Here is a 15,265-nt window from a genome sequence, read left to right on the forward strand (position 1 = left end):
AACATTGTGAGACGACGGACAAAGGATTTTCAGAAAAGAAGGGATTCAATTGATGCTTTTACGTTATAAGAAAACGTATGAAAAGATTGCAATGGGGCTACTATCCTATATGCCTGGCGATAAAAATGCGAAGAAGTTACAGGAAACGATTCACCGATACGAAACGGACGATAGCTGGCAACTCTACTTATTAAAAAAAGAGGATGACTTTATCGGTTTGATTGGTGTGGAATTAGGTGACGAAGATTACACGTTATTCCATATTTCAGTTAATCCATCCTTTCGTGGAGAAGGGGTCGGCAAGGAAATGGTAGCGAAATTGCAGGCACTTTTCCCAAATAAGGAATGTAAAAGTACCGAAGAAACCGATTTATTCATAAAGAAGTGTCAAGTAAAAGAAGAAGGCGCAGATTAATGTCTGCCCTTCTTCTTTTCGTCACGTTCACGAAGAATATCGCTACGGTCTCTCAACATATGTTTATGAATAACGGCATCGCTACCTTTAGGGAGAAGTGTCATGGATTGTTTTTCAAGTTCAATTTGTTTTGCTAGGTTTAGCGAAGTGATAATTAGTGAAAAGTATTCAAAAGGTAAGATTTTTTCCACAAGGTCCACCGCTTGTCTAACATCACCGATTAATTGGGGTACATCAATTTCTTCTGCATAGATGCCGAGGAAAGTAGGTAGTTTTTTCTCTACTTTTCGCAGTGTGCGCATTGCGCCAGCAAAATTACCGCGACGCCAGTGATACATTCCCGTCGCTAGCAGGATGTAGGCCGTTAATGGATGTCCCTTATCGCTATTAGGAATTGATTTCCAATAGTCCTCTAACACTTCATGGCACTCAAAATAATCTTGATTGTCGTTAAAATAAACAATAAACTGTATAAACAACGGATGATGATACGGATGCATGAAATCATTCCTTTCTCGTCTAGCTCTAGCGCTTTTGTTATTAGTTAAAATACTAGGTAGGTGTCACACAGGATGTCGTATAAAGTAAAACTAGAAGCCTTTGAAGGGCCACTAGATCTATTATTGCATTTAATCAACAGACTTGAAATTGATATATACGATATTCCGATGGCGGAATTGACAGCGCAGTACATAGAACACCTTCATGCCATGCGTGTACTACAGTTAGATGAACTGAGCGAATACCTCGTTCTCGCTGCAACATTAATAGAGATTAAGAGCAAAATGTTGCTTCCTGTCCATGAAGGCGAAGATTTTGACGATGAGTTGGATTTTGAAATGGAAGAAGATCCGCGGGACGAACTCGTTGCACGTCTGATTGAGTATAGAAAATATAAGGAAGCAGCCATTAGTCTGAAGGAATCTGCTGACGAACGTTCGGATCATTTTACAAAATCACCCGAAAACCTTACTGAGTTCGGTGAAATGGTACCGAGTGGAATTGAGGAGAGTTTGAACATATTCGATCTGATTGGTGCATTTCAAAAAATGCTCGACAGGAATCGATTGAAGGCACCTCTTACAGCAAGTATCACGAAAATGGAAGTGTCTATCGGTGAAAAAATGGATGAAATTATGGCTATACTTGAAAGAGGCGGCGGGAAATGTGATTTCCATTCGTTATTCGATAAAGGAGACACGCCGGGACTTGTCGTGACATTTTTGTCGTTGTTAGAATTGATGAAACGGCGGGATATCATTGTGATGCAGCAAGGCAATTTTGACGGGCTGACAGTGGCATTCCGACGGGAGGATGAGTGAGATGGAACTGGATACAAAAGACCGCTTGTCGGGAATGATTGAAAGTTTTTTATTCCTTGTTGGGGATGAAGGCTTGACGGTTAAACAATTAACTGTCTTAACGGAGCGGTCAGAAGCTGAAGTGAATGTATCAATTGATTGGTTGCGGTTAAGCTATGAACAACGCACTGAAAGTGGTATAACGCTGAAGCTTTTTGGCGGTGCTTATCGTCTTGTGACGAAAGCTGAATTTGCGGATGATATTAAACGCCTGTTGGAAAATCCGTCGCCGAAGTCTATGACGCAGGCTTCTCTTGAAGTGTTGGCGATTATTGCGTATAGGCAGCCGGTGACGCGGGTGGAAATCGATGATCTTCGTGGTGTTAAATCAGAAGGACCGATTAGTACACTGATTGCCAAGGGATTAATTATGGAAAAAGGTCGTTCAGAAGGTAGTGGACGCGCTATTCTCTATGGTACAACGGATCTGTTCTTGGATCGTTTCGGATTGGAATCACTTCAGGAATTGCCGCCTCTCCAGCAAGAAGAAGACAACGTAGCAGGAGATACAGATTTGTTTATGACTAAATTCCAAGAAGCATTTGCAATGGATGACAATTAAGGATGGATTGAACTTGTACCATCCCTCGAGGAGGAAATGTATGTTGAAAAGGACGATGATTGTTGTCCTGTTTTTCTCACTATTTTTGAATGTTGTGCCACAAGAAACAGCAGCGGCAGGAAGTGCATGGGCTGTTATTGACGCGGATACCGGTAGGTTATTGGAGGGCTCGAATGAACATGTTAGATTGCCAATCGCCAGTTTGACGAAAATGTGGACTGCATTGACATTCATCGAAAGTGGTACTTCTTTCGGAGAAGTAGAGATATCGCCACAAGCTGCATCGGCTGAGGGATCATCGATTTATTTACAGCAAGGGATGTCGATTGACGCAGAAGCGTTATTATATGGTCTTATGCTACGATCGGGTAATGATGCGGCGTATGCACTGTCAGAACGAGCAGGCGGCTCTCTGGATGGCTTTGTCGATATGATGAATAATCAGGCGCAATTGTATGGTTTGAAGGATACGGTCTTCACCAACCCGTCTGGATTGCATGATGATCGCCATTTGTCGACAGCATACGAAACGGCACTCATGTTACGTTATGCGATGGACAATGACAAATTCCGTAAAATAGCATCGACCAAGAATTATCGTTTTGAAGGGGAAGAACAGATCTACAGCTGGCGCAACAAACACCGCCTCATCCATTCAGAGCCAACCGCAATTGCCGGAAAGACGGGTTTTACTAAAGCGGCAGGGCGGACATTGGCGACGTATTTTGAGAAAGATGGCAAAAATATCATCGTTGTGACGTTAAATGACGGTAATGATTGGAACACACATAAAAATTTAGCGAATAACATATTTTCTACTCATAAATTGGTGACAGTCGTTAAACAAGGCACGTATGATATCCTTCCCGGCGTGGAAGCTGAATTAGAAACGCCTATTCGTCTGTTGTTGAAAAAAGGTGAAAAGGCTAAATTGAAAAATGTCGTGCACATTCCTCGTGGTAAAAGTAAGCGGAGTACGGGTACTTGGACGGTTTTAATCGACAATGAACCACTTATTACAAGTGACATTATCGTCAAGCAGTAAACAGAAGAAAAATTCCAGTCTAACAAAGATAAAACGTACAGAAATGTGACATTTTTAAGAAGACTGCCACCAAATAGGTCAGTCTTCTTTTAATTTGAAGCAAAGTATGACATAATTTTTTCAGAATGAAGAACGAGGTGTCTTGATGGAGAGATTGCAAAAAGTATTGGCGCAAGCGGGTGTTGCATCACGGAGAAAGTCCGAAACACTCATTGTAGAAGGTAAAGTGAAAGTGAACGGTGTTGTCGTAAAAGAACTTGGAACAAAAGTTTCGAATTCAGATCGTGTGGAAGTAGAAGGCATTCAGCTCGTTAAAGAGAAGTATGTCTATTATCTTTTATATAAACCAAGATCCGTTATTTCGACTGTCCATGATGATAAAGGGAGAAAGACTGTACTCGATCTGTTTCCTATGGTGGATGAAAGGGTATTTCCGGTCGGGCGACTTGACTACGATACATCAGGTATCATTTTGATGACGAATGATGGAGATTTCTCTTATTTGATGACGCATCCAAAGTTCGGTATTAAGAAAAAGTATGTCGCAAAAGTGAAAGGGATTCCGGATCGCGAATCACTTCGAAAACTTGAACGTGGCATTGACTTGGATGACGGTAAGACGGCTCCTGCACATGTGAAAATGCAGACAGTCGATAAAAAAGCAGGCACGGCATTGATTGAAATTACGATACATGAAGGGCGCAATCGTCAAGTGCGCCGCATGTTCGATGCGATAGGCTGCCCAGTCTTAAAACTGCGTAGAGAATCATTTGGAACATTGACAACTCACGGGTTGAATGCGGGAGAAGCGCGTGAACTCACGAAGCATGAAGTGAAACAGCTTCGCGTACTTGCGGAAACGGGTAAAATCGGTTAATACCGAATGAATTACGCTCTTGCAAGGGCCTCTGAAGATTTCAATCCATTACGCAGGAGGTCCAAACGTTCACAATCCTTTCATTTATGATGGGCATCTACAAAAATCCATTTGTTATAATGGAGAGTAGAGGCTATTTTCCGATAGGAGGAAATGAGTTTGGCAATAGTAGATAAAAAGAAAAGTCGTCTTATTATAAGGACAATTGTCCTGTTACTTCTTGTAGCAGCAGTCGGCTATACCATTACTTCGAAAGATAAAGTAAAAGTATTGGCTGTGGGTGATAAAGCACCTGATTTTGAACTAGTCGATTTGGATGGAAACAAGCATCGGCTATCTGATTACAAAGGACAGGGCGTGTTCTTGAATTTTTGGGGAACTTGGTGCGGTCCATGTAAAAAAGAAATGCCACATATGGAAAGCCAGTCTATCGCATTTGAAGGCAAAGGCGTCCAAATACTCGCGGTCAATATTGCAGAATCAACTTTGAAGGTAGAGGCTTTCAGGGATCAGTATGGTCTGACTTTCCCCATTGTTATCGATAAAGATAGGAGTGTTAAAGAGGCCTATAATATAGTGCCACTACCCACAACATTTTTAATTAACAAAGAGGGGAAAATTGAAAAGATCATTACGAGCGAAATGACTGAGGCTGAAATTATATCCTATTTGGAAAGCATTCAACCCTAAGTAAGGAGTACATGCAAAATGAGTAAAATCAACTGCCAGTGCGGTCATGAAAATCCATTTGGCACAGTACTTTGTGAGCAGTGTGGAAGACCGCAAACTGAAGAAGCAAAAAAGAGTAAGCTTGTTGACATGCGTTACGAAGGCGCGTCTAGAAGATCGCAAACCTATAACAAGTCCATTATTGATAAGATTTGGAATTTCTTTTCAAGTGTCAAGGTTGGAATCTGGATTATTGTTGCTGTTCTTGCGACGTCTGCAATTGGTACTATTTTTCCGCAGAAATTGTATGTGCCTGTCTCTGCTTTAGCAGGTCTAGAAGAATATTTAGCCTATTATGAACGGTTATATGGATTTTTTGGCACAGTTTACGTCAGATTTGGTTTTTATGATATGTATAATAGTTGGTGGTTTATCACACTAGTTGGGATGCTTGGGGCATCTATTATTATTGCTAGTGTTGATCGGGTAGTACCTCTTTATAAATCATTGAAAAAACAACGAACGAAACGCCATCCATCTTTCATGAAGAAACAACGGGTTTATGGGGAAGGCTCTTCTAATGACCCAGCCACTTCGCTTATGAAAGCCGAGGAGAAATTGAAGGCCCTTCGTTACAATGTTAAGCTTGAGGATGGTGCATTGCTGGCAGAAAAGGGTCGTTTTGCAAGATGGGGTCCTTATGTCAATCATGCGGGTATTATCATTTTCCTATTTGGGATTTTACTGCGTGGAATCCCGGGCTTTTATGTGGACGAAACGATGTGGATCCGTGAAGGAGAAACGCGTTCAATTCCGGGTGCAGAGGGTTATTATTTGGAAAGTAAAAAATTCATCATGGAGACATACTCACAAGAAGACGGCGAAGTATTTGATAAAGCACTTGATCGTGTCGGGATGATTGCTAGTAACTATCAGACGGACGTTGCGCTCTATAAAATACCAGATGACGCATTGATAGGGTCAAATGAATTTGAATTCGTCAAGGACTATTCCATCATCGTCAATAAACCGCTTAAATTTGATGGCTTTAGCGTATTCCAAATGGATTATCGCCTTGATGAGTTAAAATCGATGACGTTCCAATTGGTAGAAAAAGCAACCGATAAAACGTTTGGACAATTCACGGTTGACCTAGCTGAACCGACCAAGGATTATGAACTAGAAAACGGGGCACACGTCAAATTGATGGATTTTTATCCGGATTTCTATATGAATAATGGAGAACCTGATACCAAAACACCAGTTCCAAATAATCCTGCTTTCATCTTTGAAATGAAGACGCCTGACAAGCCTGAAGGGGAAAGAAGTTTTGTTGCTATCCAACAGACGCTTGAAACGGAGCAAAATGAGTATAAAGTGAAATTTGTTGGTGCTGAAACACGTGATATTTCGGGGCTAACAGTTCGGAAGGATAAGACGTTGTATGTTATTCTGATTGGTGGCATTATCTTTATGATAGGTGTTGCGCAGGGAGCTTATTGGAATCATAGAAGAATATGGATCCAACAAGGGACTGGCAACGAACTGCTAATAGCTGGACATACGAATAAAAACTGGTTTAAATTGAAGCAAGAGCTTGATCAAGTGAAAGATTTTGCAGCATTGCCTTCTTATGAAGATAGACAAGATAAGGAAGCTATTTTAGAAGATAAGGAAGGAGAAAAATCATAATGGGACTTGCGGCGTTAAGCGCTAATCTACTGATGGTTTCGTTTATTGCCTACCTTATCGCAACGGCATTTTTTGGTGGGGCGGTAAAAGGCGCGAAATCGGAAGCATCTTATAAAAATAACAGATGGGGAAAAATCGCGATTACGATTACAATCATTGGGTTTATTTCTCATCTCGGCTATTTCATCACACGCTGGATGGCTTCTGGCCATGCACCAGTTAGTAATATGTTTGAATTTACAACTGCATTTGGCATGATGCTTGTTGGGGCATTCATTCTGTTGTTCTTCCTTTACCGGACACCTTCACTCGGATTGTTTGCATTGCCGATTGCGGTTATTATCATTGCCTATGCAAGTATGTTCCCAAAGGAGATTACACCGCTCATCCCGGCGCTCCAAAGTTACTGGTTGACGATTCACGTGATTACAGCAGCCCTTGGTGAATCGATTTTGGCAATTAGTGCGGTTGCGGGACTTATTTTCTTATTGAAAAATGTGGATTTGACAAAAAAATCAAAACAACGTTTCTGGCTAGAAGTAGTTATGTTTACACTTATTCTTGTCATCGGTTTCGTAGTTTCCTCATCAACATTTAAACTAACAGGTTACGAAGCGCAATTCACATATATTGATAAAAATGAAATGCCTGCCAAGATGGTGTATAACTATCCACCACTTTTCGGTATGCATCAATATGAATCATTGACGCCAGATGCTATGACGCCATGGGCAGAAATGCCAGCCATTGTCAATGCGAAGACGCTAACGTCATTTGTTTGGTCGGTTGCAACGGGAATTGTTCTGTACGTAATTCTTAGGCTCATTTTCAGGCGTCCAATTGCAGCATTGTTCCAGCCTTTTGCTAAAAAGGCGAATTCTCAACTAATGGACGAAATTGGCTATCGTGCTGTTATCATTGGTTTTCCAGTCTTTTCACTTGGAGCACTTGTCTTCGCAATGATCTGGGCACATGAAGCGTGGTCCAGATTTTGGGGATGGGATCCGAAGGAAGTTTGGGCGCTTATTACTTGGTTATTTTACGCTGCATTCCTTCACGTGCGTCTATCACGCGGTTGGGAAGGCGAGAAATCAGCATGGCTTGCGGTTATCGGTTTCATCATTATTATGTTTAACTTGATCGCCGTGAACTTAATCATTGCAGGATTGCATTCATACGCTTAACCTACTGATCGAAGACTGCACGGTTGTTTACTAGACGCCGTGCAGTCTTTTTTGACTGAAATCAGTCAAAGCCTACGGCGGATGTCACAGATTTTTTGGGGTGCTTAAGAAGGCAGTCTAAGTACGCGACGTCTTAAAAGTGCCTTAATTTCTGCAAAGAACGCAGAAATACGGCAAATCGAACCCTTCACTGTTCGATTCCTCCCTGTAGGCCCCAAGCTCGAAAAATCTGGAATCAACTACGCCGAGGCGTAATTGATTAGTAGGATTATGCTTTGTGGTTTCTTTTTTATAGGGTGACTTGTACAATGGACATAGATGTATGTTGAAAGGGGTAATGAGTTGTGGAAGAAAAAGTGACATTATTAGTGGTAGATGACGAAGAGCGGATTCGTCGTCTGTTAAATATGTATCTTACGCGTGAAGGATACGAAATTGAAGAAGCAGTGGATGGGGCAGAAGCGCTTGAAAAAGCATTGACGTCACATTATGACTGTATCTTACTTGATTTAATGATGCCTGAAAAAGACGGCTTTGAAGTTTTGCAAGAACTACGGGAAAAGAAAATCTTGACACCGGTTATCATGCTAACAGCAAAAGGCGAGGAAGCTGATCGTGTAACTGGATTCGAATCGGGTGCCGATGACTACATAGTAAAACCATTCAGTCCACGTGAGGTGGTTCTACGGGTTAAAGCAATTCTCAGAAGGTCTGTGACGTTTCAAGGTACTACTTCAGCATCGTCATCAAAGGACCTTGTTGTCTTTCCACAGCTAACCATAGACAACGATGCGCATCGTGTCATGGCTGATGGCAATGAAGTGAATCTGACACCAAAAGAATACGAATTGCTTTATTTCCTGGCGAAATCACCAGATAAAGTATTCGATCGGGAGCAGTTGCTAAAAGAAGTCTGGCATTATGAATTTTTTGGGGATCTTCGTACAGTCGATACGCATGTCAAACGACTTCGCGAAAAGCTAAGCCGTGTTTCCGAACAGGCAGCCAAAATGATTGTTACCGTTTGGGGAGTTGGTTATAAGTTTGAGGTTCCTCATGAATAGAATATGGAATTCAATCGTCGGGAAGCTATGGGCAACCATATTGCTTCTCGTTTCCTTTGTCTTGTTTATTGTGACCGCGTTACTACTTGAGTTTCTGGATAATTTTCATACCCAACAAGCTGAAGTTTCTTTGAATAGGGATGCGACGACGATTGGGAAAATTGTTGTGGATCATGACAGTGAGTCTTCTATGCAACTTATTATCGAAGATATCCTTGGGGATGAAGCGGACGCTATGATTGTGGATTCCGAAGGGAAGATTATGTACTCTTTCCAACAAGGATTGAACAAGGAGAAAATTGAAAATAAAATCCTATCCGATGCTATATTTTCATCGACCAACCGGGTAGACAAACAAGTCGTGAAAGAAATGATTCTCCCTTCTATTACGAAAGATGGCGTCATGGAACAATATCTTGTACTCGCCTATCCATTTGAAGTGGAACAAAAAATGGCTGGTTCGGTAATTATCTATCAAAGTTTGGAAGCTGTCCATAGGGCGACGAAGGAAACAACAAATATCGTATTCTTGTCTGCGTTTATTGCCTTTATTTTAACAACCGTTTTTGCTTTTTTCTTATCGACAAGAATTACCTCACCTTTAAGGGGCATGAGGCAGGCTGCGTTTGAACTATCGAAAGGGAATTTTGATACGCAATTGCCTGCTGTGCAAAATGACGAAATTGGTCAGCTTGCAACCGCATTTAATCAGATGGGGCGGCAGCTTAAGTATCATGTAGAATTGATTAATCAGGAAAAGGAACAACTTTCAAGTATTTTAACGTCTATGACGGATGTGGTTATTACCTTTAATCGCGATTACACGATTTTATTAAGTAACCCACAGGCAGAACGTTTATTGCAGAACTGGTACTTTAAAAATGGGGAACAAGAAGAGAAAAACACGATTCCTCCAGAAATATTTCATATGCTTGATCATGTGATTACATTTGCTGAAGAAGTAGAGGACGAATTGGAGCTAGGGGGACGTTTTTATGCTGTTTCCATTAGTCCTCTATATAGTGGTAGCGATATTCGGGGCGCGGTTGCGGTCCTCCGTGATATGACGGATCAGCATAAGCTTGATAAGCTCCGTTCGGATTTCATTGCCAATGTGTCGCATGAACTGCGGACACCTATCTCGATGCTTCAAGGGTACAGTGAAGCGATTATAGACGGCGTTACGACCAATGACGAAGAGCGTAATGAGATGGTGCAAATTATTCATGACGAATCGAAACGAATGGGTAGACTTGTGACAGATTTGCTTGACTTGGCTAGGATGGAATCGGGTCATATGCGACTCTACAAAGATGATGTGTTGATGATCCCCTTCCTTGATCGGATTGTCAATAAATTCATGCAAGTTGCACGTGATGCTAATGTGGAGTTGTCATTTCATTTTCCTAAAGATGAGGAAATCGTTTCAAATGTCGATGAAGATCGGATTGAGCAAGTGTTTACGAATTTAATCGACAATGCGATTCGTCATACGCCTGATGGAGGGAATGTTACATTACGTATCGAGAAGTATGTAGATACGATTGAAATGACGGTGACGGATACCGGTGTTGGTATACCGGAAGAAGATCTGCCGTATATTTTTGAGCGTTTTTATAAAGCGGATAAAGCAAGAACAAGAGGCAAGGGCGGAACGGGCTTAGGTCTGGCGATTGCAAAAAATATTATTGATTCGCATAGCGGAGTTATTACAGCTAGCAATGGGCAAAACAGTGGTACCATCTTTAGATGTACACTTCCTTTGAAAAAGTTGTAACTATTTCGTTCGAACAACGACTAATGTATAGAACGGGGGTATTTCATGGACGACTCCGTTTTCCACCGACTCTATGAGCAATACCATCAAGATGTGTTCAAGTTTCTCATCTATTTGACGAGAGATCGTGATCAAGCTGAGGATCTCGTGCATGAAGTGTACGTGAGGGTATTGCGAGCATACGGCGGTTTTGAAGGGAAAAGTTCTGAAAAGACATGGCTTTTTTCCATTGCGAAAAATGTTGCGATTGACCATTTCAGAAAAAACGCTGTCCGTAAAAAGCACCTGTTCGATAAATTCGACTGGGAAAAAAGTGAGCTTGTGTCAACGGGTGTGTTACCGGAAGAACTAGTAACACTTAGCGAAGAGATGAAAGAGCTATTGCAGGCACTGAATACATGTACAGGAGATCAGAAAATGGTTATCACTATGCGGTATTTCCAGGATCTGTCCATAGCCGAAACAGCCGAAATTCTTAGCTGGACAGAAGGTAAAGTAAAGACTACACAACATAGGGCAATCAAAGCACTGCAAAAGAAATTGAATGCTCTTTCGACAGAAGGGGGGGAACTAGATGACCGACAATAAATGGGACGACAGCAAGATTGACAACCTTCTTGGCAGTATGCCGGATATACGAGATGAGCGCCTGAAGTCGGACATATTGATGCGGCTACAACAAGACGAAAGATTGCATCACCCCCGTCGTAATAACGTAAAGAAATGGATGCCGGCCTTAGTGGCGGTAGCAGCACTGTTGATGTTCAGCTTGGTCATTCCTTCAATGTTGCAGCACAATGATAGCGCGATGGACAAAGCGATTGAGCCTGCTTCGATGAAAATGAAACAATCAGAGACCTCGATGGATAGCGAGGAACAAGCAGATGTTGCAACCGCAGATGCTGGGGCTAGCGCAGAAACTTTCAATATAGCAACGGCGAGGATGCTCCCAGAAAATCATGTCCTCTTACAAGAGGAATTACAAGGATTTCAACTGTTACAAATGAGGCTGGATGTAGATGCGAATACAGTCGTTCCTATGACGTTTTTGATTCCGAAAGAACAAATTGCTGCTGATTTTCCAGAAGGGGAACCAGACAGTGCAGCCCTTTTTAGACAGTATGCTGCTGACACCCCGGAGGCAGAACTTGGCTTTGTAGAGATGGAACCTGTTGCCAGTAACAGCCCACAACCTTATTACAAGACGGTAATGCCTTCAGGTCAACTCTATCTGACGCCCTATGAAACAGGAGATGCACTGACGGCGGAGGAGGCACTTCTAGCGATGAAGGAAGCGCAAAGTGACGTCGTTGAGGCGCTTATACCGGAGAATATTACGTATGCTATACAGGAACGAGAAGGCGTGGTCATTATCACGTTTACAGAGCCATTGGATTTATCCGCAATGGATCAAAGTGCAGCGAATGAAATGATAGAAGGATTCATGTTAACGGCGAATAACTTCAAAAAACGCGTACAGTTAGAAAACGTTATGCAAAACACCTTCTTACGCTACGATTTGACAACTGTATTACCAGAACCAGTAGGTGTAAATCCGACGTACTTTTTTGAATAGTAATCAAAAAAAACGCTTTGTAAACAAATGAGTTTACAAAGCGTTTTTTGCCGTATATACTAGTGTAGTAACAAAATATTGATTCATCTTCGGGGCAGGGTGCAATTCCCGACCGGCGGAAATGGAGAGTTTCTCTTCTTAGCCCGCGAGCTTAACAGCTGATTCTGGTGTGATTCCAGAGCCGACAGTATAGTCTGGATGGGAGAAGGTGAAGGTGCGGCCGTCTTTTTGTGTTGTCCACAAAAAGGGTGCTTATTTAAGTACGGGTTAAAAGAGAGGTTTTTCTTCTTTTTTACACCTCTATTTAACGATACCTTTTAACTCCCTAAGGCTTTATTAGCTTTGGGGATTTTTTGAAGACAACGATTGACGGAACGGCCTTTCCTCTTTTGAAGTGAATCGCAAAAGGAGAGAGGAACAAATGAATAACAAGAAATTACGCAAGATGATTCTCATTGCAATCCTTGGGAGCATTGGTACGGTGTTGATGCAATTCAACTTCCCACTGCCAGCATTACCAGGATTTTTGAAAATCGACTTCGGAGAAATCCCGGCGGTATTAGCCATTATGACAATGGGACCCGTTGCAGGTATAGGGGTCGAACTGATTAAAAATGTCATGCATTGGTTCATGTCAGGGAGTCCAACGGGTGTTCCAGTGGGCGAAATTGCGAACTTTACAACAGGTGTTTTATTCATCATGCCTGTCTATTTCATCCACAATAAATTCAAATCATCTAAAGGATTAGCTACCGGACTGATTGCAGGAACAGCTGCGATGGCATTGGGTATGAGTGTTTTGAATTATGCAGTATTCCTACCTATGTATACGTACTTCATGAACTTCCCTGAGATGGCAGGTAGTGAGCTATCGACATTTATCGTTTTAGGGATTCTACCTTTTAACCTTATTAAAGGCGTAATGCTCATGGTCATCACACTATTGCTATTCAAGAGCTTGAACAAATGGATTGCTAAACAACGAACTCAATTAATGGCGTGACATCCGCCCAAGGCTTTATCAGGGAGGAATTGAACTTCATTCCTCCTCATTCAGCTGGAGCTGAATCCGGATCATAGCGTCACAATTTAGACATAAAGAAAGGCCGTCCTGAATAATTTCAGGACGGCCTTTCAACGTGCAAGAAAATCTGTGGCAATTGCCATTTGCCGGAGGCTTAAATTTCATTCAGCAGGGGGAACCCCTCCTGAATGAAATTTAAATTAGTCCTCGTATTTTAACGCATCGCCATCAAAAGGCGCATCAGCAATTTTGATTGAATCGGTCGGGCAACCATCAAATGCATCTTCTAAATCTTCTAGTAGTTCTTCTGGAACTTCCGTATTACCCATGTTATCATCTAGAATAACGTAAGCAATTCCCTCGTCATCGTAATCGTAAATGTCTGGAGCTGCTGCTCCGCAAGCGCCACATGCAATACATGTATCTTGATCAACAATTGTATATTTAGGCATAGTCTTTCTCTCCTCTTTTCTCCGTACAAACAATTTACTTCACATTCCATTCTAATGATATTAACAACAGTTTTCAACAAAAAGAATTTATTAATTGGAGGAATTCATCATGAATCTTTCTTTAATTCTATTAAGCATCATTCATAAGCTAGATGGTGAGCGGACGATTTATGCTGGTTTTCATCTATTGCGTGGCAAACGTTCGGGACAGACGTTACAGGATGTCGAATATTATGGCTTAAAAGCTTTCTTTGGCATTTTACCGAAATTAACGGTTGATCAATTTAATGAAGCGGCTACCTTATTGAAGAATTCTGGTTTTATTGCGACTAGGGATGATTCTTTTGTCAATATAACAGAACAGGGTCGTCAATTGGTAGCGACTTTACCTGCTTATGCATTTAATGGTTGGGATTATAGGGGGAGGGAAAATCTTTTTTTCGCGAGGTTGTCACTTATCGTACAGACAGTGTCGCATTTTAAAGAGGGACAACATGCTTTTATGCCTGTTCAAAAAGATTATGATAGCCAGTCCTTCGTGAAAACACTATTGCATCATCAGCCTATTAGTGATCCTGCATACGCCCGTTACATTGCCGAAGAGCTTAGGCTATGCATAGAGCGCAGTGGCATGGATAACGAGCAAAAAATCATTGTCAGCCATCGACTAAGTGGCTTCGGCTTAACGGGGTGGACGTGGGATCAGCTGGCGGAATATTTGAAACTAAACTCGTTCGCTGTCCGTTTGTTATTTATAGAAGGTTTACATAGAATGCTGGCCGTTATTGAACAATCTTCTGATTTGTCTTTTTTACGCAAAATAGCTGACAACGTTAAAGTGACGACTTATTTGACCGATTCTTCTAGTAAGACCAAACTGCTTTTCGATCGTGGAATGTCAATTGAGGACATTGCGGCGGCTCGAAATTTGAAGTTGAGTACGATTGAAGATCATTTTGTCGAACTGTCGATTAATGATCCGCAATTTCCACTAACGCAGTTTGTTGCAGAGGCCGATGTAGAGGCTGTTGTTGCAAAAGTGGACGAACTGGAGACGCGTAGGCTTCGCTTATTGAAAGCTGAATTTGCATCGCTGTCTTATTTTCAACTTCGTCTCATTTTAGGTGCACGGACGGGGGGGGACAGCAGTTAAAAATATCTTATAAAAAGTTACGAGCGAACGTTTGTTTTCGTCTGTTGAAGGGTAAATAAACTAAAACCAGTTAATTCGTCTGTAAAGGAAGCGAGGTTTTAGTCAATGATTACGTCGATGAAAGTAATGTTAAAACCAAATAACAAGCAGCTTTCAAAACTATTTCAATTCGCGGGAACAAGTCGATTTGCTTACAACTGGGCATTAGGTCAACAGCAAGAAAATTATAAAAGTGGTGGGAAGTTCCTATCAGATAATCAGTTAAGAAAACGTTTCACACAGTTGAAAAAGGAAGACAATTATCACTGGTTGACCACCATCAGCAATAACGTACCAAAGCAAGCGATAAAAGATGCTTGCGGTGCCTACAAAAAATTCTTCAATGGGAAAGCGAAGCATCCAACATTCAAATCG

17 protein-coding genes and 1 riboswitch are annotated in these 15,265 nt (G+C 41.6%); of the genes, 15 read left to right on the forward strand and 2 right to left on the reverse strand.

Features of this window, described 5'->3' with window-relative positions:
- Positions 1 to 52: 52 nt before the first annotated feature.
- Complete coding sequence (locus R2B72_RS13910; protein WP_318617251.1) at positions 53 to 415, forward strand: GNAT family N-acetyltransferase; 363 nt, start codon at positions 53 to 55, stop codon at positions 413 to 415.
- Here the strand turns inward: R2B72_RS13910 and R2B72_RS13915 are convergent.
- Positions 412 to 915 (reverse strand): DUF309 domain-containing protein, encoded by a 504-nt coding sequence (locus R2B72_RS13915; RefSeq protein ID WP_318617224.1) that lies wholly within the window; start codon positions 913 to 915, stop codon positions 412 to 414. The genes R2B72_RS13910 and R2B72_RS13915 overlap by 4 nt on opposite strands.
- Positions 916 to 987: 72 nt before the next feature.
- Here R2B72_RS13915 and R2B72_RS13920 point away from each other — a divergent pair, with 72 nt between their 5' ends.
- From R2B72_RS13920 to R2B72_RS13975, 12 genes are all read left to right on the forward strand, one after another.
- On the forward strand, positions 988 to 1,737 hold the full coding sequence (locus R2B72_RS13920; RefSeq protein ID WP_318617225.1) for a segregation/condensation protein A: 750 nt from the start codon (positions 988 to 990) through the stop codon (positions 1,735 to 1,737).
- A 1-nt stretch (position 1,738) separates the two neighbouring features.
- A complete protein-coding gene (scpB, locus tag R2B72_RS13925) occupies positions 1,739 to 2,338 on the forward strand; it encodes an SMC-Scp complex subunit ScpB (RefSeq protein WP_318617226.1) in 600 nt (199 codons plus the stop codon).
- 40 nt (positions 2,339 to 2,378) lie between these two features.
- Positions 2,379 to 3,383, forward strand: a complete 1,005-nt coding sequence (locus R2B72_RS13930) for a D-alanyl-D-alanine carboxypeptidase family protein (RefSeq protein WP_318617227.1) — start codon at positions 2,379 to 2,381, stop codon at positions 3,381 to 3,383.
- A 145-nt stretch (positions 3,384 to 3,528) separates the two neighbouring features.
- On the forward strand, positions 3,529 to 4,260 hold the full coding sequence (locus R2B72_RS13935) for a pseudouridine synthase (protein WP_318617228.1): 732 nt from the start codon (positions 3,529 to 3,531) through the stop codon (positions 4,258 to 4,260).
- Positions 4,261 to 4,425: 165 nt separating this feature from the next.
- Positions 4,426 to 4,950, forward strand: coding sequence for a thiol-disulfide oxidoreductase ResA (resA, locus tag R2B72_RS13940; protein WP_318617252.1), 525 nt, complete (start codon positions 4,426 to 4,428; stop codon positions 4,948 to 4,950).
- An 18-nt stretch (positions 4,951 to 4,968) separates the two neighbouring features.
- Positions 4,969 to 6,621, forward strand: coding sequence for a cytochrome c biogenesis protein ResB (locus R2B72_RS13945; RefSeq protein WP_318617229.1), 1,653 nt, complete (start codon positions 4,969 to 4,971; stop codon positions 6,619 to 6,621).
- Positions 6,621 to 7,805 (forward strand): c-type cytochrome biogenesis protein CcsB, encoded by a 1,185-nt coding sequence (gene ccsB, locus R2B72_RS13950; RefSeq protein ID WP_318617230.1) that lies wholly within the window; start codon positions 6,621 to 6,623, stop codon positions 7,803 to 7,805. The genes R2B72_RS13945 and ccsB overlap by 1 nt, the downstream gene beginning before the upstream one ends.
- Positions 7,806 to 8,149: 344 nt before the next feature.
- Positions 8,150 to 8,869: a response regulator transcription factor gene (locus tag R2B72_RS13955; protein WP_318617231.1), complete on the forward strand. Its 720-nt coding sequence runs from the start codon at positions 8,150 to 8,152 to the stop codon at positions 8,867 to 8,869.
- Positions 8,862 to 10,646: an ATP-binding protein gene (locus R2B72_RS13960; protein WP_318617232.1), complete on the forward strand. Its 1,785-nt coding sequence runs from the start codon at positions 8,862 to 8,864 to the stop codon at positions 10,644 to 10,646. Before R2B72_RS13955 ends, R2B72_RS13960 begins: the two co-directional genes overlap by 8 nt.
- A 45-nt stretch (positions 10,647 to 10,691) precedes the next feature.
- Positions 10,692 to 11,234 carry an RNA polymerase sigma factor SigX gene (gene sigX / locus R2B72_RS13965; protein ID WP_318617233.1) on the forward strand — a complete coding sequence of 181 codons (543 nt, stop codon included), beginning with the start codon at positions 10,692 to 10,694 and terminating at the stop codon, positions 11,232 to 11,234.
- Positions 11,221 to 12,222 (forward strand): hypothetical protein, encoded by a 1,002-nt coding sequence (locus tag R2B72_RS13970; RefSeq protein ID WP_318617235.1) that lies wholly within the window; start codon positions 11,221 to 11,223, stop codon positions 12,220 to 12,222. The genes sigX and R2B72_RS13970 overlap by 14 nt, the downstream gene beginning before the upstream one ends.
- Before the next feature lie 81 nt (positions 12,223 to 12,303).
- Positions 12,304 to 12,436, forward strand: a riboswitch (FMN riboswitch).
- A gap of 207 nt (positions 12,437 to 12,643) precedes the next feature.
- The gene (locus R2B72_RS13975; protein ID WP_318617237.1) at positions 12,644 to 13,225 is read left to right on the forward strand and encodes an ECF transporter S component; all 582 of its coding nucleotides are present in this window, start codon (positions 12,644 to 12,646) and stop codon (positions 13,223 to 13,225) included.
- A 221-nt stretch (positions 13,226 to 13,446) separates the two neighbouring features.
- On the opposite strand, the gene R2B72_RS13980 is transcribed toward R2B72_RS13975, so the two are convergent.
- Positions 13,447 to 13,698, reverse strand: coding sequence for a ferredoxin (locus tag R2B72_RS13980; protein ID WP_318617238.1), 252 nt, complete (start codon positions 13,696 to 13,698; stop codon positions 13,447 to 13,449).
- Positions 13,699 to 13,807: 109 nt separating this feature from the next.
- Between R2B72_RS13980 and R2B72_RS13985 the strand changes: the two genes are divergently transcribed.
- Together R2B72_RS13985 and R2B72_RS13990 are read left to right on the forward strand one after the other, a co-directional pair.
- A complete protein-coding gene (locus tag R2B72_RS13985; protein WP_318617239.1) occupies positions 13,808 to 14,851 on the forward strand; it encodes a helix-turn-helix domain-containing protein in 1,044 nt (347 codons plus the stop codon).
- Positions 14,852 to 14,956: 105 nt separating this feature from the next.
- Positions 14,957 to 15,265, forward strand: a 309-nt coding sequence (locus R2B72_RS13990) for a transposase (RefSeq protein ID WP_318617240.1), incomplete at its 3' end; no start/stop codon positions are given.

Source organism: Sporosarcina sp. YIM B06819 (genome assembly GCF_033485175.1).
GTDB lineage: Bacteria > Bacillota > Bacilli > Bacillales_A > Planococcaceae > Sporosarcina.

Bases quoted from the DNA above. Each gene is read 5' to 3' on its own strand.
- R2B72_RS13910 (WP_318617251.1), top strand. From the start codon at position 53: ATGCTTTTACGTTATAAGAAAACGTATGAAAAGATTGCAATGGGGCTA.
- R2B72_RS13915 (WP_318617224.1), bottom strand. From the start codon at position 915: ATGCATCCGTATCATCATCCGTTGTTTATACAGTTTATTGTTTATTTT.
- R2B72_RS13920 (WP_318617225.1), top strand. From the start codon at position 988: ATGTCGTATAAAGTAAAACTAGAAGCCTTTGAAGGGCCACTAGATCTA.
- scpB (WP_318617226.1), top strand. From the start codon at position 1,739: ATGGAACTGGATACAAAAGACCGCTTGTCGGGAATGATTGAAAGTTTT.
- R2B72_RS13930 (WP_318617227.1), top strand. From the start codon at position 2,379: ATGTTGAAAAGGACGATGATTGTTGTCCTGTTTTTCTCACTATTTTTG.
- R2B72_RS13935 (WP_318617228.1), top strand. From the start codon at position 3,529: ATGGAGAGATTGCAAAAAGTATTGGCGCAAGCGGGTGTTGCATCACGG.
- R2B72_RS13945 (WP_318617229.1), top strand. From the start codon at position 4,969: ATGAGTAAAATCAACTGCCAGTGCGGTCATGAAAATCCATTTGGCACA.
- ccsB (WP_318617230.1), top strand. From the start codon at position 6,621: ATGGGACTTGCGGCGTTAAGCGCTAATCTACTGATGGTTTCGTTTATT.
- R2B72_RS13960 (WP_318617232.1), top strand. From the start codon at position 8,862: ATGAATAGAATATGGAATTCAATCGTCGGGAAGCTATGGGCAACCATA.
- sigX (WP_318617233.1), top strand. From the start codon at position 10,692: ATGGACGACTCCGTTTTCCACCGACTCTATGAGCAATACCATCAAGAT.
- R2B72_RS13970 (WP_318617235.1), top strand. From the start codon at position 11,221: ATGACCGACAATAAATGGGACGACAGCAAGATTGACAACCTTCTTGGC.
- R2B72_RS13975 (WP_318617237.1), top strand. From the start codon at position 12,644: ATGAATAACAAGAAATTACGCAAGATGATTCTCATTGCAATCCTTGGG.
- R2B72_RS13980 (WP_318617238.1), bottom strand. From the start codon at position 13,698: ATGCCTAAATATACAATTGTTGATCAAGATACATGTATTGCATGTGGC.
- R2B72_RS13985 (WP_318617239.1), top strand. From the start codon at position 13,808: ATGAATCTTTCTTTAATTCTATTAAGCATCATTCATAAGCTAGATGGT.